Source organism: Aestuariispira ectoiniformans (assembly GCF_025136295.1).
Taxonomy (GTDB): domain Bacteria; phylum Pseudomonadota; class Alphaproteobacteria; order UBA8366; family Aestuariispiraceae; genus Aestuariispira_A; species Aestuariispira_A ectoiniformans.
Genome location: NZ_CP062788.1, coordinates 3,098,211 through 3,114,515 on the forward strand (window position 1 = coordinate 3,098,211; position 16,305 = coordinate 3,114,515).

Consider the following 16,305-nt stretch of genomic DNA (forward strand, 5'->3'; position numbering starts at 1 on the left):
AATGACAGGTTCTGGCAATCAGCCGGAAATGGTTAAACCGGGGAGCGTGAGCTCCCCGGCTGCCATTGATCTACAGGGTATCAGCAAAGCCTTCGGGCCGGTTCAGGCAAACGACAACGTCAACCTGACCGTACCAAAGGGCACGATCCACGGCATCGTCGGTGAAAATGGCGCTGGCAAGTCGACCCTGATGAGCATTCTTTATGGATTTTACGAGGCCGACAAAGGCAATATTTTTATTTCCGGCCAAAAGGTTAAGATAAAAAATTCAAATGATGCCATCGCCGCCGGCATCGGCATGGTCCATCAGCATTTCATGCTGATCGACAATTTCACGGTTCTCGAAAATGTCATGCTGGGCGCGGAGTCCAGCCAGATGCTATCCGGCAGTGCGGCTGACGCACGCAAGGAGCTGGAGCATCTGGAGGCGGAATACAATCTCTATGTCGATCCCGATGCCGTTGTCGGCGACCTGCCGGTTGGCGAACAGCAACGCGTCGAAATCCTGAAGGCACTCTACCGGGGTGCAGAAATATTGATCCTGGACGAGCCCACAGGCGTGTTGACGCCGCAGGAAACCGACCAGTTGTTCCGTATTCTTGATTCCTTGAAAAGTCGTGGCGTCACGGTGATCCTGATCACTCATAAACTGCGTGAAATCATGGCTGTAACGGACAATGTTTCCGTCATGCGTCAAGGCCAGATCGTTGCCAACCGCAAGACTTCCGAGACGGATCGTGAAGAACTGGCGGAACTCATGGTAGGTCGCAAAGTCCGTATCAAGATGGACAAGTCCCCTGCCCAGGCAGGCAAGGCCATGATGAAGGTCGAACGTGCCACATTGAAGGATTCATTTGGCGTGAAGCGACTGGACAATGTGTCGCTGGAACTGCGCGCCGGTGAAATCGTCGGTATCGCAGGTGTTTCGGGCAATGGCCAAAGCGAACTTCTGGATGTGTTGTCCGGAATGATGTTCCTGGATTCCGGCCAGTTGGAAGTCAACGGCCAGGTCATATCCCCCGACAGTCCGCTGGATGCTGCAGAAATGCGCAAGCTCGGCGTGGCCCATGTCCCCGAGGACCGGCTGCGCCTGGGTCTGATCCCGGCTTTTGACGCCAATGAATCCTCCATTCTGGGTCACCACCGGGACCCGGCCTATAACGGCAAATTCCTCACCGACCTGGACAAGGTCACCAAGGAATGCGCGCGATTGATGGAAGAATATGACGTCCGCCCGCGCGATCCTCATCTGAAATCCGCCAATTTCTCCGGCGGCAACCAGCAAAAGCTGATCCTGGCGCGCGAGATGGACCGGAACCCGCCGATCCTGCTGGTCGGGCAACCGACCCGTGGCGTGGATATCGGCGCAATCGAATTCATTCACAAACAGATCATCGCCATGCGGGATGCAGGCTGTGCGATCCTCGTCGTCTCTGTGGAACTGGACGAGATCATGTCGCTCAGCGACCGCATATTGGTGATGTTCGAAGGGCGTATCGTCGGCGAGGTTGCCGGTGATGAGGCCGACGAGAAAACTCTGGGTCTGATGATGGCAAACGCAATGCCGCGAAATAAGCAGAAACAGGAGGGCAAGGCATGAGCCAGGCAAAACCGCCCCTCCCCCGCTGGATCGACGTCGGCGTCATCCCGCTGATCAACATCATGCTGGCCCTGATCGTGGCTGGCCTGATCGTGCTTTTGATCGGGGAAAACCCGCTCGAGGCCATGGAAATCCTGATCTATGGCGCCTTCGGCTACGAAGAGGCCCTGGGCTATACGCTCTACTACACAACCAACTTCATCTTCACCGGTCTGGCCGTTGCCGTGGCATTCCACGCGGGCCTGTTCAACATCGGTGGCGAAGGTCAGGCCTATATTGGCGGCCTGGGTGTCGGGCTGGCGATGCTGGCGCTCGACAACTACCTGCCGTTCTGGGCTTTGGCGCCGATCGGTATTCTGGCTGCCGGTCTGTTCGGCACCGCCTGGGCCGCCGTTCCGGCCTATTTGCAGGCCTATCGCGGTAGCCACATCGTGATCACCACCATCATGTTCAACTTCATTGCTTTTGAACTGATGAACTATCTGATGGTGAATGTCCTGATCGAACCGGGCCAGATGTCTCCGGAAAGCCGGGACTTCACCAGTGCCGGGCAAATTCCCTTCATGCATGAGGCCTTTGCCTGGTTCGGGATGGAAATCACCCGCTCTCCGCTGAACCTGTCGATCATCTTCGCCCTGCTTTGCTGTGTCTTCGTGTGGTTCTTTATCTGGCGCACGCGCTGGGGCTTTGAAATCCGGACCGTGGGGCAAAGCGAAAAGGCCGCCGTCTATGCCGGTATCGACCCGCGCAAGGTCATTATGCTGGCGATGGGCATCTCCGGTGCGCTGGCTGGCTTTGTCGGCCTCAATGAAGTGATGGGCGTTCATCACAAGATTCTGCTGAACTTTGTGGCCGGTTACGGCTTCACCGGGATCGCGGTTTCCCTCATGGGCCGCAACCATCCGGTCGGCATCATCCTGGCAAGCCTCCTGTTCGGGGCCCTGTTCCAGGGCGGCGCGGAACTTGCCTTCGACATTCCGACCATCACCCGTGAATATGTCGTGACCATTCAGGGTCTGATCATTCTGTTCTGCGGCGCCCTTGCCCTCATGTGCAAACCCTGGGTCGAGATGCTGTTCTGGATGGTCCTGAAAAGCAAAGCACCGAAAGAACAGGAGGCCTGATCATGGACGATACATTTGCAATTCTCGTATCGACCCTGGCGGGTACGATGCGCGTTTCCACGCCGTTGATTCTCTGTGCCATGGCCGGTCTGTTCTCCGAACGCTCCGGCATCATCGACATCAGCCTGGAAGGTAAACTGCTCGGCAGTGCCTTTGCCGCTGCCAGTGCGGCCTATGTCTTTGATTCCGCATGGATCGGCCTGGGTGTGGCCATGCTGTCCTCTGTCTGCCTCAGCCTGCTACACGGCTTTGCCTGCATCACGCATAAAGGCAACCAGGTGGTCAGTGGCGTTGCCATCAACATCCTGATGTCCGGCCTGACCGTGGTCCTCGGCCTCGCCTGGTTCAGCCAGGGCGGGCAGACCCCGGCGGTATCCAAAAACGGGCGTTTCGGACCGATTACCCTGCCGGGTGCGGAGGCGCTGTCTGACGTTCCGGTCCTGGGACCGATTTACCATAGCGTGATCAGCGGCCATAACCTGCTGGTCTATATCGCATTCCTGGCGGTCCCTTTCACCTGGTGGGTGGTCTACAAGACCCGCTTTGGTCTGCGTCTGCGCGCCGTGGGTGAAAACCCGAAGGCCGTCGATACAGCCGGGATTTCCGTCACCTTCCTGCGATATCGCGCCGTGATGATCGCCGGTGCACTTTGCGGCATCGGCGGGGCCTATCTGTCGATTGCACAAAACGCATCCTTCGTGCGCGAAATGTCTGCAGGTCAGGGCTATATCGCCCTGGCGGCAATGATTTTCGGCAAGTGGAGGCCCACTCCTGCCCTGGGTGCCTGTCTGATGTTCGGCTTCCTCAACGCCGTTGCCATCCGCCTGCAGGGCGTGGCGATCCCAGGCATTGGAGAAGTACCGGTTCAATTGATCCAGGCATTGCCGTATATTCTAACCGTAGTCCTGTTGGCAGGCTTCATCGGCAAGGCGATTGCGCCCAAGGCAATCGGCGTGCCCTACGTCAAGGAGCGTTAAGTCATGGCAATGGACGATATCCTGCTGGCCGCCGCCAAGGCCGCCATGGACAAGGCCTATGCCCCCTATTCGAAGTTTCAGGTAGGGGCCGCGCTTCGCACGCCTGACGGCCAGATTTTCAGCGGATGCAACGTTGAAAATGCGGCCTATCCCCAGGGTTGCTGTGCGGAAGCCTCCGCTATTTCCGCCATGGTCATGGCAGGCGGGCGCAAGATTGCCGAAATCGCCGTATTAGGCAAAGGCGATGCGCTGGTAACGCCCTGTGGCGGTTGCCGCCAGCGCATCCGCGAATTTGCCGCACCGGATGCGGAAATCCACGTCTGCGGACCGGACGGCCTGCGCCAGACCTTTACACTGGAAGAATTGTTGCCTGCGTCCTTTGGACCGGAGAATTTGAAATGACTGCTGCCGCAAAAATCATTCAACATAAAGTCCCCGGCGTCGCCCCTCGCGTCGGTATCATTCTGGGTTCCGGCCTGGGTGGTTTCGCTGATGCCGTGGAAGATGCCATTGCCCTGCCCTATGGCGATCTGCCCGGCTTCCCGGAAGCCGGTGTCGCCGGGCACGCCGGGCAATTGGTCCTTGGTACGGTCGGTAAAACACCGGTCGCCGTTTGCCAGGGCCGTGCCCATTACTATGAACATGGCGATGCCAGCGTGATGAAGGAAACCGTTCGCACGCTGAAATCCATCGGCTGCGAAACGCTGATCCTGACCAACGCTGCTGGCAGCCTGATGGAGGAAAGCGGCCCGGGTTCGGTCATCCTGATCAACGACCATATCAATTTTGCCGCAACCTCCCCGCTTTTCGGCGAAAAGGGCAATGATCGCTTTGTCGACCTGTCCGCGGCCTATGACGCCGATATCCGCGAAAAGCTGAGCACCATTGCCGACGACCTGGGAATTGACCTTCCTGAGGGCGTTTATATGTGGTTCTGCGGGCCGCATTTCGAAACCCCGGCGGAAATTCGTGCGGCCAAGCTTTTGGGCGCTGACGCCGTTGGCATGTCCACGGTACCGGAAGTCATTCTGGCCCGTCAGGCAGGCATGAAAGTAGCAGCCATGTCGATTGTCACGAATATGGCGGCCGGTATGTCCAAAACCGCCTTGAGCCATGAGCAGACCATGGAACAGGCTGCCGAAGGCGCGCGCAAGGTGATCCGTCTGCTGACCGCCTATCTTGAGGGAGACGTCTGATGGCCGATATCAAGGAAACGGCCAAACGGGCGCTTGGCCTGCTGGACCTGACGAGCCTTAACGACGGCGATACCGAACAGACCGTGCGCGATCTTTGCGCCAAGGCCCATACCAAATACGGCCCGACCGCGGCTGTCTGCGTCTGGCCACGTTTTGCGAAACTGGCAGCAGACTTGCTGAAAGACAGCCCGATCCAGGTTGCTGCGGTTGCCAATTTCCCGCAAGGCGATGCCGATATCGACCAGGCGGTTACCACCAGCTCTCATATCATCGCCGACGGCGCGGATGAGGTGGATGTGGTGTTTCCCTATGCCGCATTCCTGGACGGCGACACGGAAGTCGCCGCACAGCTTGTTTCTGCCAGCAAGAAAGCCTGCGGCCCGAATGGGCGTCTGAAAGTCATCCTGGAAACCGGATGCCTCAAAGATCCGGAAGCCATCAGGCAGGCGAGCCTGATCGCCTTGGAAAACGGTGCTGATTTCATCAAGACCTCCACCGGCAAGACAGAAGTCTCCGCCACGCTGGAGGCTGCCCGTATCATGCTGGAATGCATCCGGGACACCGGGTCCAAAGCAGGCTTCAAGCCATCGGGCGGTATCCGTGACGTGAACGATGCCGCGCAGTATCTGGCGCTGGCCGACGAGATCATGGGGCCGGACTGGGCCACAGCCCAGACATTCCGTTTCGGTGCCAGCGGTCTGCTGAACAACCTCATTGCCGTCCTGGATGGTGAAGACAATGCTGCTCCTTCCATTGAGGCTTACTAATCCATGCTGCCACAGGAAATCATTCGTAAGAAGCGCGACGGCCAAGCCCTGAGCGCCGAGGAAATCGCCTTTTTTGTCAAAGGCATAAAAGACGAAAGCATTACCGAAGGTCAGGTTGCCGCCTTTGCCATGGCAGTCTTCTTCCAGGGGATGGGCATGGACGAGCGGGTGGAGCTGACCCGCAACATGATGCATTCCGGGACGGTCCTTCATTGGGGCGACCTCGATCTGGGCGGTCCGGTCCTCGACAAACATTCCACCGGCGGTGTTGGCGACAAGGTCAGCCTGATGCTGGGCCCGATCGTGGCTGCCTGCGGCGGCTATGTGCCCATGATCTCCGGTCGCGGTCTGGGACACACCGGCGGCACGTTGGACAAGTTCGATTCCATTCCGGGCTACAACGTGATGCCGGATGATGAAACCTTCCGCCGTGTCGTGAAGGAAGTCGGGGTCGCCATCATCGGGCAGACGGGCAACCTCGCCCCGGCGGACAAACGGTTCTACGGCATTCGCGATGTAACTGCGACGGTGGAATCCGTACCGCTGATCACCGCCTCCATCCTGTCCAAGAAACTGGCGGCGGGCCTGGAAGGCCTGGCGATGGATGTGAAATGCGGCAACGGTGCTTTTGCCGACACGCCGGAAATGGCACGCGAACTGGCGGAAAGTATCGTCCATGTTGCCAATGGCGCGGGCGTGCCGACCACGGCACTCATCACCGACATGAATCAGGTTCTGGGCCATCATGTGGGCAATGCGGTTGAGATGATCGAGACCATCGACTATCTGACCAAACCGGAAAGCCGGGAGCCGCGCCTTCATGAAGTGGTAATCGACCTGGCGGCGGAGATGCTGCTGCTGGGCAGGCTGGTCGGCAATGTGGATGAAGGCCGCGCCAAGGCGCAGGCATCACTGGACAATGGCAAGGCCGCCGAAATCTTCGCCCGTATGGTCGTGGAACTGGGCGGTCCGGCTGACCTGATCGAGAAGATGGAGGACCACCTCCCCCTCGCCCCGGTTCAGATGGATATCCTGCCGGAAACGGATGGCGTGATCACCGCAATGGATACGCGTGCCATCGGTGTCGCCGTGGTCGAACTGGGGGGCGGACGACGTCGGGCCGCCGATAAAATCGACTATGGCGTGGGTCTTACCAATTTCCGCCATGTCGGCGAAAAGGTTGATGCCAGCACGCCGATTGCACGGGTCTATGCCCGCAACGAAGAGGCCGCCCAACGCACCGCACAGGCCGTGCGTGCCGCCGTCTCGGTCGGAACGGATACCTCCATCGGCGACACTGCCATTCTTGACCGCCTTGTGAAGTGACCCCATTTAAGGGGTCTCTGGTGATGGCTGTACAGACACAGAATATGAAAGGTATGACGCCATGAAACGGGCGATCATCTTGGTCATGGATTCCTTCGGCGTTGGCGCCGCACCTGATGCAGACGCATTCGGCGACACCGGTTCCGACACATTGGGGCATATCGCGGCAGCCTGTGCGGCAGGCAAAGCCGACAACAGTCTGCGCCGGGGGCCGTTGCACCTGCCAAACCTGGCCCGGTTGGGGTTGGGCCTTGCCGCCCAGAAGAATACCGGCTCCCTCCCGAACGGACTGGGCGTTGCCGCCGATACGGTTGAAGGGGCCTATGGCTTTGCCGCGGAAGTCAGCAAAGGCAAGGATACGCCCAGCGGCCATTGGGAAATCGCCGGCCTGCCTGTTGACTTCGACTGGGGGTTCTTCCCGAAGACGGTTCCCTCCTTCCCTGAAGAATTGGTGAACGACCTTGTCCGCGAGGCCGACCTGCCCGGTATTCTGGGCAACAAACATGCCTCCGGCACCACGATCATCGAGGAGCTGGGCGAAGAGCATATCCGCAGTGGCAAGCCGATCTGCTATACCAGTGCGGATTCCGTCTTCCAGATTGCCGCCCATGAGACCCATTTCGGCCTGGAAAGGCTTTATGAGGTTTGTGAAATCGCCAAACGCCTGACGGAGAAACTGAACGTAGGCCGGGTCATCGCCCGCCCCTTCATCGGCGAGAGCCCGGCAGACTTCAAGCGCACCGGCAACCGCCGCGACTACACAGTTCCGCCTCATGCCGACACCCTTTTGGACAGGCTCTCCGCCGGTGGTGGCGAGGTGATCTCGGTGGGCAAAATCTCCGATATCTTTGCCCATAAGGGCATCACCAAAAAGGTCAAAGCCACCGGCAATATGGCGCTTTTCGATGCCACGCTGGAAGAAATGAAAACGGCTGGCGACAACAGTCTGATTTTTACCAATTTCGTTGATTTCGACAGTTCTTACGGCCATCGCCGGGACGTGCCCGGCTATGCCCATGCCCTGGAGGAATTCGACCGCCGCCTGCCGGAGCTGGAAGCGATGCTGCAACCGGGAGACCTTGTCCTGATCACCGCCGACCACGGCTGTGATCCGACATGGCAGGGCAGCGACCACACCCGCGAATGCGTGCCTGTGCTGTTCTTTGGCCCTGCTGCAAAAGCGGGAGACCTCGGCAAACGCGATACTTTTGCCGACATGGGCCAGACAATCGCAAGCCACCTTGGCCTTCAGCCGTTGCCAGCCGGAACCGATTGCTTCCAGGCATAGGCACACAGCCAGACATTCTACGATCCTACAGTTGTTTATTTGGGGGAAAAATGACCACAGCCCTGCGCTTTCAATCCACTGAAGACGGCCGACTGACAGAGGACATGAAACAAGCCTTCCTGCGGGACGGCTTTCTCATTCTGGAGAATTTCGTGCCCGCCGAAGACTGTGACCGTCTTAAAGAGCGCGCCAACAAACTAGTGGACAATTTTGACCCTGAAGGCGTGTCATCCATTTTTTCCACCAAAACCCGGACCCACGCCAAGGACGACTATTTCCAGACGTCTGGAGACAAAATCCGTTTCTTTTTCGAGGAAGAGGCCTTTGACGAAGACGGGGAGCTGAAACAGGCCAAACATCTGTCGATCAACAAACTCGGCCATGGCATGCACGACCTGGACCCTGTTTTCGACGGTTTTTCGCGTACCGACAAGCTGCGCAACCTCGCTGAAAGCCTGGAGATGGCCGATCCGCTACTCCTGCAATCCATGTATATCTTCAAACAGCCTCATATTGGCGGTGAAGTGAATTGCCACCAGGATTCCACCTTCCTTTATACGGACCCGATGAGCGTCGTCGGTTTCTGGTTCGCCCTGGAAGATGCAACCACGGAAAACGGTTGTCTCTATGGGATTGCGGGCGGTCACAAGGGGCCGTTGCGCCAACGTTTCCGCCGCGAGGGCGATATCCTGAAAATGGAACGGCTGGACGACAGCCCCTGGCCTGAGGAAGGCGAAGCTGCCCTGGATGTACCCAAGGGCACGTTGATCCTGTTGCACGGCCTTCTGCCCCATCGTAGCTGCGCCAACCGGTCGGACAAATCGCGCCATGCCTATACCCTGCATGTGATTGACGGCCAGACGGATTATCCGGATGACAACTGGCTGATCCGCGACGAAAGTCTTCCGCTGCGGGGCTTTTAATCATGGAGACCGCATCCATTCCAAAGGCGGAAATCCACGTTCATATCGAAGGAACGGTTACGCCTTCCCTGGCTGAAACACTGGCGAAACGTAACGGAATCTCTTTGCCTGCCGATGTTCTGGCGTTGAAAAACCGTTTTCGCTGGCCGGACTTCAATGAATTCCTCAAAGGCTATGACCTGATTGCCGCCTGCATCCGCAGTGGCCGGGACTATGAGGATGTGGTCTATGACTACCTTCGTCGCTGTGCGGCCGAAGGCACGATCTATGTGGAATATTTTGGCTCTTCCGATCACGCCGAGATGTCCGGCATTCCTTATGAAGAGATGCTGGCAGGAATGGTGCGCGCCATCGACCGTGCCGAGGTGGATTTCGGAATCGTCTGCCGGATCATCATGACCTGCGTGCGGCATCTGGGGCCGGAACGCGCGGTCAATGTGGCCCGCCTCACGGTCGACCAGGCACATGACTATGTGGTCGGCTTTGGCATGGGGGGTGACGAAAAAGCCTATCATCCGAAAGACTTTGCCCCTGCTTTCGAGATCGCACATGAGGCAGGCCTTGCCTGCACGTCACATGCGGGCGAGGTTTGCGGCCCGCAAAGCGTCACAGACACCCTGGATTACCTGCCGGTTGTGCGGATCGGACATGGTGTTCGCGCCATTGAAGATGAGAAACTGGTCCAGCGGATCATTGATCAGGGGATTACCCTGGAATGCTGCCCCGGCAGCAATATTGCGCTTGGAATCTACGAAGACCTTGACCGGCATCCTCTCCCTGCCCTGATGCAGGCCGGTTGCATGGTAACCCTGAACTCAGATGACCCACCCCATTTCGAGACGACCATCGGTCAGGAATACAAAAATGCCGCCCGCCACTGGGGATTCGACCGTGGGCGTCTGATCGAAATCACGCGAACGTCGCTAGAAGCAAGCTTTGCAGACGACGCAACCAAGAGTAAACTGATAGGCCGACTGTCTTAACAACAACAAGAAAAGGACGGCACATATATCATGCTTCGTATGATTGCTTTCGATGCAGACGACACCCTCTGGCACACAGAGGATATGTTTCAGGAAACCCAGAAGCGTCTGTCTGAAATCCTGAAGGAACACGCCCCGGACGATGTCGTCGAAACAGTCCTGAACGATACCGAAAAACGAAATATCGGCCTCTTCGGCTTCGGCATTAAGGGCTTTACCCTGTCGATGGTTGAAACAGCGATCGAGCTGTCAGACGGAGATATCTCAGCCAGACAAATTCACGAAATCATTATGATGGGCAAGCAGATGCTGGATGCGCCCATGCGTCTGTTCGATGATGTTTATAATGTCCTCAATGGTTTGAAAGGCCGCTACCAGCTCTCGATCATCACTAAGGGCGACCTGTTGGACCAAACCAACAAAATTGATAAATCCGGTCTGGCGCAGCTTTTCGACTACACCCAGGTCGTCAGCCACAAGGACCCCGGGACGTATAACAGCCTTTTTCAGGCCTGGGGAATAGAACCAAGGTCCGTCATGATGGTTGGCAATTCCGTACCTTCAGACGTGGCGCCAATTCTGGAGATCGGCGGGCATGCGGTCCACATTCCCTATGAGGTCACCGCAGTTCACGAACTGCATGACAAAAGGCCGGACAGCGACCGCTTTCATCAACTGGAAAATATCCGCGAATTACCGGATTTGTTGGACAGGATCGACCTGCGTGAATTGATTTAACAAAGGTAGGCCGCGACACAGAAGCCCCCCGGTCAAAAATGCACGCCGCCCCGTTTCCCAGGCGTGCATGGGGGTCGTATCGACAGCAGTTTTAATCAGACATAGGGGCGGAACTGAACGTATTCAGCCCAGCAACGCTCTACTTTACGCAGCGTCGTCACGATCTGTTCCAGTTCTTCCTCTTCGACCGGTTGATCGCTGGCGGCAACATGTTCCAGATGATCAATCTTCCGGATTTCCGGTACCAGTTCACGGCCCTTTTCGGTTAGCGAGACCCGAACCGCGCGCTTGTCATGTTCATCCCTCTCCTGCGTCAGATAGCCGTATTCAACCAGTTTGCGAATACTGTAGTTCACGTTCTGACCCAGGTAATAGCCCCGTTCAACAAGGTCGCGCACCAGGATTTCGGAATCGCCAATATTCGCCAGCATCAACGCCTGTGGCGCGTTAATGTCGCGAATCCCCAGCTTATTCAATTCGATCCGGACGATATCGAGAAAGCGTCTATGTAATCGCTCAATCAGGACTATCATCTCAAAATACGGGTTGGACATACCCCTCCTCTCCTAGCACTTTACTCTGTTACCTATCATCATTTTCTTAATAGCCTCTTAAAATTAGACTATTGGTAGAAAGACACCAGTACTTTTATCAATTCTATGGTATATTCTACATAACAGGATTATGGATACCATTTTACTTACCTTAAAGTTGAAAAGAAAAATGGAAGCAAAGAGAAGTGAAATCAAAGTGTCAAAATTACTTTTGAAAATAGCAAAAAAAACATTTCCCGTATTTTTTATATTCGCTTTGGTTTCCTGCGATTCATTAACACATGAGACACAAAACGCCGATCAGCCTCTTAATGCGGAACATCTGATCGCCCTTGGCGACCGGGCAAATGAAAGCGGTGACTGGAAAACCGCTATAACATTTTACCAACAGGCTCATCTTACCACGCCCGGTTCTCCGGCTCCTCTCCTTGCAATGGCAAAAACATTTGAAGAAGCCGGGTCCTACAGCAATGCCGCACGCGTCTACTATCAATTGTCGCGGATGACCGGCCCGGGCCAAAAAGTCCCTATGCTGATCAAGACCGGGCAAAACTGGCTGAAGGCACAGGAAGCAGATCAGGCAATCACCGTGCTCAACGAAGCACAGGCACTTGCGCCCGACAACGCCTCCATATCCGTTGGTTTAGGTATCGGGCATGACCTGAAGGCGGAATTTTCTACCGCACAGGCCATTTATGAGGACGTTCTGAAAAGGCATCCGGAGAACCGCGCTGCGGCAAACAACCTGGGTCTGTCCTATCTCTTTACCGGTGACACAGACCTCGCCATCCGACAACTCGCGGCCCTGGGCGATACGGCAGGCCCACAGCACCGCTTTAACCTGGCCATGGCCTACGGCATGGCCGGTCGCATGGGCGAAGCGGAAAAGCTTTTGCGGGAATCGGGCATGGACACAAATGTGAAGGAAAACCTGGCGGCTTTCGAACGCTTGCGGACAATGTCCCCGGAAGAGCGCGCGGCCTTCATTTACGGAAGTCAGCTAAAGTCCCACACCACCGCAGCCAAGAGCGCACAATAATTCCCTACAAAAGACAGGAGGCAGTGATCGCCACAACCACTGCCTCCCCATTCCCCGGAACAGACCCAGCGAGGTCCCGGTGGAAACTTGATACCAAACGCTACACGCCGCTCAACCCGTCAATGGCCTTCAGAATTGCCGGTCCGAGAAGGACAATAAACAATGACGGCAGGATAAAGACAATCATCGGAACAGTCAGAACTGCCGGCAATTTTGCCGCCTTTTCTTCTGCTTTCAGCATACGTTCATCACGATACTCATCCGCCAGAACGCGCAGCGACTGCGCAAGAGGCGTCCCATATCGCTCTGACTGCAGCAAGGTATTCACAACGCTGCGGATTTGTTGCATGTCCGTGCGGCGCGCCAGGTTTTCCAACGCCTGACGACGCTCTGGCAGGAAGCCGAGTTCAACCGCGGTCAAGGAAAGCTCATCCGCCATTTCGGGACTTGCCGCCTCGATCTCGCCGCTAACCCTTTTCAGGGCGGCTTCCAGTCCCAAACCCGCTTCCGCACAAATAACCATCAGGTCCAAGGCATCGGGCAGCCCGAAGAGAAGCGCCGTTCGCCGCTTCGCCACGGCATTTCGCACCATGATGTCCGGCAAATAGGACGAAACCAGCACCAGCGCGATTGTAATGGTCAACTTGATCATCATGCCAAGTTCACCGACCCCCAGCAGGAACAGGACAGCCGCCGTCAGCAGGCCAACGCCCAACGGCAGGACAAGCTTGGCAAAAAGATACACAATCAGCGCATCCTTGTTACGGTATCCGGCCTGGGTCAGGCGCATGCTGATGGCTTCGGCGTGACTGCTTTTCAGCAGGTCCAACTTATGGACAACCGTCCGAATGAAACTTTTTGTAGCGTCCTTCGGCTTGCCTCGGCGACGCGGTCCGACCAACTCGCCACGCATCCGTTCAACATAGGCTTTCAACGCCTTGTCCCGGCGTTTTCCCTGCCGCCTTTCGGCATAGACATACCAGAAACTGCCATAGATCAGCAGCGCCGATACCGCCGCCAATATGGTGAGGATATCCAGAGATCCCAGGCCCATCCAGACTTCGGTATTTTCGATCATATCCGGAACCTCACCAGCTTATACATGACCGCAACACCAACAGCGATAAAGCCCAGACCGATCCCCATGATCATACGGCCACGCGGGTCATAGACCAGCATCAGCACATATTCGGGATTGATCAACAGCAGGATCATGAACATCAGGAAGGGCAATGACCCAAGGATATAGGCACTGGCGCGGGCCTCCGACGACATTGCCTTGATCTTCAATTTCATCTGCTTACGCTGGCGTAGGATATCCGACAGATTCTCCAATGTCTCCCCCAGGTTACCACCAGTATCCTGTTGAATTGAAAGAGAGATCACAAAGAACTTCAATTCCTGGGCAGGCAATCGTTCAGTCGCCTGCCAAAGGGCTTCGTCCATTGGTGTACCAACCCGGACCGCCTCGGTAATTGTGCGGAATTCAACGCCAACCGGCCCGGTAAACTCACGCCCGATAGACGCCATGGCTTCACCGATAGGCAGGCCGGACTTCAACCCGCGCACCATCAGGTCAATTGCATCGGGAAACTGGTTGATAAACGCATTCAGGCGTTTTGACACCCAATAGCGGATAACCATCCAGACCAGACCCGGCCCGACGGCAAACGCAGTCAACACCGACAGCAGCCCCGGCAGCCCGGCAAAGAGTTTCATGCCGGCAAAGATTACAATCGCGATCGCGGCGGACGCCAAAAGGAAATGGCTGATGCTGATCGACTTACCGGTTTGCTTCAGGGCTTTTTGAATATTGTCACGACGCGGCAAAATCCTGATGAGAATGGCAAGCCACCGGGATTCCGCCACCATATCCTTTTTAACGGAAACCGGTTTCCCATCCTGGCTGACGACGGCCTTGCCCCGTGCGCGATTGCTGATCACACCGGCCCGGCGCTCACGCTGTTTCTGGCGTTTGCCGCTGCCGTTTAACGCGACACCGATCAAAATGGTGATCACACCGGCCATGCCGCTCAGGATTACGAGGTCCATCGTCGTCATGACGTCCCCTCCGACATTGCCTGCATCAGGGCCTTGCCCAGGCCATAATAGTCGGCATGGCTCATGAATACCGGACGCAGGCCGCTGCACCTGAATTCGCCGGTCAGGCGGCCTTCGGTATCCTCACCCGTAAACTCATAGGTAAACAGATCCTGCGTGGTGACAATCTCGCCTTCCATCCCCACCACTTCGGTAATCTTGGAAACACGGCGAACGCCATCGCGCATACGCGAGACCTGGACCACCATGTGGACCGCATTGGCAATCTGCGAGCGAACCGCCTCATGCGGCAGCTTGACCCCGGCCATGGCCACCATATTCTCAAGACGGGTCAGCGCCTCACGCGGATTGTTGGCGTGGATCGTACACATGGAACCGTCGTGACCGGTGTTCATCGCCTGCAGCATATCCAGGGCTTCCGCCCCGCGAATCTCGCCCAGAATGATGCGGTCAGGGCGCATACGCAGGGTGTTTTTCAACAGGTCCCGCATGGTGATCTCGCCTTTGCCTTCCAGGTTCGGCGGACGGGTCTCAAGACGCACCACATGCGGCTGCTGCAACTGAAGCTCTGCTGCATCCTCAATGGTACAGATACGTTCACCCGGATCAATCATGCGCGACAAGGCGTTCAGCATCGTCGTCTTACCGGAACCGGTACCGCCGGAAATCAGGATATTCAGCCGCGCGCGCGCCGCAATCCGCAGCACCTTGCCCATGGCAGGCGAGATATTGCCCTGTTTCTCCATCACCTCGAAGGTGATCTTCTTCGTAGAAAACTTACGAATGGAAATACTCGGACCGTCAATTGCCAGAGGCGGAATGATGACGTTTACACGCGAACCGTCTTCCAGACGGGCATCCACCAGCGGCGTGCTTTCGTCCACACGGCGACCGATCCGGGAGACAATCCGCGTTGCGATATTCATGACATGGCTGTCGTCGCGGAAGGTGACCCCGGACAGCTCCAGCTTACCGCCGCGTTCCACATAGACCTGCTTGGCACCGTTAACCATGATGTCGGTCACGGCCTCATCCGCGAGCAAGGGCTCCAGCGGACCCAACCCCAACATATCGTTCAGCAACAGCGTCACCAGATCACGCTGTTCCATCTGATTGAGCTGAATTTGTTTTTCCGCGAGGATTTCGTCGACGACTTCCGTAATCTGTGCCGCCAGGTCCGACCGCGGCATTTCCAGTGCCTTGGCGATATCGATCCGCTCCAGCAAGATGGGATGCACACTCTCCTTGGCGGAATCCAGTGTGCTGCGCGTCTTGCGGGCCGCATTGGCCGCCCCTTCAGCATTCGGGACGATCCGTTTTGCTTCGAAAAGGACTTCGTTCAGGCCAACGGTCACCAGGTCACGACGATCTTCACCGGATACCGAGAGGCCTTCCTTCATGGCAATTTCTTCCAGAAGGTTTTCGACCAAAGTCGCGGCTTCTTCCCGTGATACGGAAAGAATAGCCTCCGGCTTCATTGTCTTGAGGCATTTCTCAACCGTCATTCTGGCAAGACGTTCGTGAAGGTCGTCGTTGCTTTCCGCGGTTGCTTCCGTCGTTTCGGCTGCCTCCGGGAGTACCGCCTCCGCCTGTTCCGTCACATCGTCGGCCGCGCAGGGCTTGCGCGCCTCCGAGCTCTTCGCGTCGGCCTTTTCAGGCTCGCGATACTTATGAAGGTCCAGAACCGGTGCTTCCGGTTGTTTGTCCGTTTTCCGACGGCCGAACATCG

General features: G+C 56.8%; 16 protein-coding genes. 12 read left to right on the forward strand and 4 right to left on the reverse strand.

Annotated features, from left to right (window positions below):
• Window position 1: 1 nt before the first annotated feature.
• From IF205_RS14525 to IF205_RS14575, 11 genes are all read left to right on the forward strand, one after another.
• On the forward strand, window positions 2–1,600 hold the full coding sequence (locus IF205_RS14525; RefSeq protein WP_259780074.1) for an ABC transporter ATP-binding protein: 1,599 nt from the start codon (window positions 2–4) through the stop codon (window positions 1,598–1,600).
• Window positions 1,597–2,724: an ABC transporter permease gene (locus IF205_RS14530; RefSeq protein ID WP_259780075.1), complete on the forward strand. Its 1,128-nt coding sequence runs from the start codon at window positions 1,597–1,599 to the stop codon at window positions 2,722–2,724. The genes IF205_RS14525 and IF205_RS14530 overlap by 4 nt, the downstream gene beginning before the upstream one ends.
• 2 nt (window positions 2,725–2,726) lie before the next feature.
• Window positions 2,727–3,701: an ABC transporter permease gene (locus tag IF205_RS14535; protein WP_259780076.1), complete on the forward strand. Its 975-nt coding sequence runs from the start codon at window positions 2,727–2,729 to the stop codon at window positions 3,699–3,701.
• A gap of 3 nt (window positions 3,702–3,704) precedes the next feature.
• Window positions 3,705–4,103: a cytidine deaminase gene (gene cdd, locus IF205_RS14540; RefSeq protein ID WP_259780077.1), complete on the forward strand. Its 399-nt coding sequence runs from the start codon at window positions 3,705–3,707 to the stop codon at window positions 4,101–4,103.
• On the forward strand, window positions 4,100–4,897 hold the full coding sequence (locus tag IF205_RS14545) for a purine-nucleoside phosphorylase (protein WP_259780078.1): 798 nt from the start codon (window positions 4,100–4,102) through the stop codon (window positions 4,895–4,897). Before cdd ends, IF205_RS14545 begins: the two co-directional genes overlap by 4 nt.
• Entirely contained in the window at window positions 4,897–5,664 is a 768-nt protein-coding gene (gene deoC / locus IF205_RS14550) for a deoxyribose-phosphate aldolase (RefSeq protein ID WP_259780079.1), read from the forward strand. Before IF205_RS14545 ends, deoC begins: the two co-directional genes overlap by 1 nt.
• A gap of 3 nt (window positions 5,665–5,667) precedes the next feature.
• Entirely contained in the window at window positions 5,668–6,990 is a 1,323-nt protein-coding gene (gene deoA, locus IF205_RS14555; RefSeq protein WP_259780080.1) for a thymidine phosphorylase, read from the forward strand.
• Between the two features lie 61 nt (window positions 6,991–7,051).
• Window positions 7,052–8,278: a phosphopentomutase gene (locus IF205_RS14560; RefSeq protein WP_259780081.1), complete on the forward strand. Its 1,227-nt coding sequence runs from the start codon at window positions 7,052–7,054 to the stop codon at window positions 8,276–8,278.
• A gap of 50 nt (window positions 8,279–8,328) precedes the next feature.
• Window positions 8,329–9,201, forward strand: coding sequence for a phytanoyl-CoA dioxygenase family protein (locus tag IF205_RS14565; RefSeq protein ID WP_259780082.1), 873 nt, complete (start codon window positions 8,329–8,331; stop codon window positions 9,199–9,201).
• A gap of 2 nt (window positions 9,202–9,203) precedes the next feature.
• The gene (gene add / locus IF205_RS14570; protein WP_259780083.1) at window positions 9,204–10,184 is read left to right on the forward strand and encodes an adenosine deaminase; all 981 of its coding nucleotides are present in this window, start codon (window positions 9,204–9,206) and stop codon (window positions 10,182–10,184) included.
• Window positions 10,185–10,214: 30 nt separating this feature from the next.
• Window positions 10,215–10,922 (forward strand): HAD family hydrolase, encoded by a 708-nt coding sequence (locus tag IF205_RS14575; protein WP_259780084.1) that lies wholly within the window; start codon window positions 10,215–10,217, stop codon window positions 10,920–10,922.
• A gap of 95 nt (window positions 10,923–11,017) precedes the next feature.
• Here IF205_RS14575 and IF205_RS14580 read toward each other — a convergent pair whose 3' ends face one another.
• The gene (locus IF205_RS14580; RefSeq protein ID WP_259780085.1) at window positions 11,018–11,476 is read right to left on the reverse strand and encodes a MarR family winged helix-turn-helix transcriptional regulator; all 459 of its coding nucleotides are present in this window, start codon (window positions 11,474–11,476) and stop codon (window positions 11,018–11,020) included.
• 130 nt (window positions 11,477–11,606) lie between these two features.
• On the opposite strand from IF205_RS14580, the gene IF205_RS14585 reads away from it, so the two are divergent.
• Window positions 11,607–12,515, forward strand: a complete 909-nt coding sequence (locus tag IF205_RS14585) for a tetratricopeptide repeat protein (protein WP_259780086.1) — start codon at window positions 11,607–11,609, stop codon at window positions 12,513–12,515.
• A gap of 100 nt (window positions 12,516–12,615) precedes the next feature.
• Here the strand turns inward: IF205_RS14585 and IF205_RS14590 are convergent, their stop codons facing one another.
• The 3 genes from IF205_RS14590 to IF205_RS14600 are packed head-to-tail and all read right to left on the reverse strand — an operon-like array spanning window position 12,616 to window position 16,303.
• Window positions 12,616–13,593, reverse strand: a complete 978-nt coding sequence (locus tag IF205_RS14590) for a type II secretion system F family protein (protein ID WP_259780087.1) — start codon at window positions 13,591–13,593, stop codon at window positions 12,616–12,618.
• Window positions 13,590–14,576, reverse strand: a complete 987-nt coding sequence (locus IF205_RS14595; protein WP_259780088.1) for a type II secretion system F family protein — start codon at window positions 14,574–14,576, stop codon at window positions 13,590–13,592. Before IF205_RS14595 ends, IF205_RS14590 begins: the two co-directional genes overlap by 4 nt.
• Window positions 14,573–16,303, reverse strand: coding sequence for a TadA family conjugal transfer-associated ATPase (locus IF205_RS14600; RefSeq protein WP_311195698.1), 1,731 nt, complete (start codon window positions 16,301–16,303; stop codon window positions 14,573–14,575). The genes IF205_RS14595 and IF205_RS14600 overlap by 4 nt, the downstream gene beginning before the upstream one ends.
• Window positions 16,304–16,305 lie beyond the last annotated feature (2 nt).

Excerpts from the sequence above, each read along its gene's own strand:
- IF205_RS14525 (WP_259780074.1), top strand. The coding sequence starts at position 2 with ATGACAGGTTCTGGCAATCAGCCGGAAATGGTTAAACCGGGGAGCGTG.
- IF205_RS14530 (WP_259780075.1), top strand. The coding sequence starts at position 1,597 with ATGAGCCAGGCAAAACCGCCCCTCCCCCGCTGGATCGACGTCGGCGTC.
- IF205_RS14535 (WP_259780076.1), top strand. The coding sequence starts at position 2,727 with ATGGACGATACATTTGCAATTCTCGTATCGACCCTGGCGGGTACGATG.
- cdd (WP_259780077.1), top strand. The coding sequence starts at position 3,705 with ATGGCAATGGACGATATCCTGCTGGCCGCCGCCAAGGCCGCCATGGAC.
- IF205_RS14545 (WP_259780078.1), top strand. The coding sequence starts at position 4,100 with ATGACTGCTGCCGCAAAAATCATTCAACATAAAGTCCCCGGCGTCGCC.
- deoC (WP_259780079.1), top strand. The coding sequence starts at position 4,897 with ATGGCCGATATCAAGGAAACGGCCAAACGGGCGCTTGGCCTGCTGGAC.
- deoA (WP_259780080.1), top strand. The coding sequence starts at position 5,668 with ATGCTGCCACAGGAAATCATTCGTAAGAAGCGCGACGGCCAAGCCCTG.
- IF205_RS14560 (WP_259780081.1), top strand. The coding sequence starts at position 7,052 with ATGAAACGGGCGATCATCTTGGTCATGGATTCCTTCGGCGTTGGCGCC.
- IF205_RS14565 (WP_259780082.1), top strand. The coding sequence starts at position 8,329 with ATGACCACAGCCCTGCGCTTTCAATCCACTGAAGACGGCCGACTGACA.
- add (WP_259780083.1), top strand. The coding sequence starts at position 9,204 with ATGGAGACCGCATCCATTCCAAAGGCGGAAATCCACGTTCATATCGAA.
- IF205_RS14575 (WP_259780084.1), top strand. The coding sequence starts at position 10,215 with ATGCTTCGTATGATTGCTTTCGATGCAGACGACACCCTCTGGCACACA.
- IF205_RS14580 (WP_259780085.1), bottom strand. The coding sequence starts at position 11,476 with ATGTCCAACCCGTATTTTGAGATGATAGTCCTGATTGAGCGATTACAT.
- IF205_RS14585 (WP_259780086.1), top strand. The coding sequence starts at position 11,607 with ATGGATACCATTTTACTTACCTTAAAGTTGAAAAGAAAAATGGAAGCA.
- IF205_RS14590 (WP_259780087.1), bottom strand. The coding sequence starts at position 13,593 with ATGATCGAAAATACCGAAGTCTGGATGGGCCTGGGATCTCTGGATATC.
- IF205_RS14595 (WP_259780088.1), bottom strand. The coding sequence starts at position 14,576 with ATGACGACGATGGACCTCGTAATCCTGAGCGGCATGGCCGGTGTGATC.
- IF205_RS14600 (WP_311195698.1), bottom strand. The coding sequence starts at position 16,303 with ATGTTCGGCCGTCGGAAAACGGACAAACAACCGGAAGCACCGGTTCTG.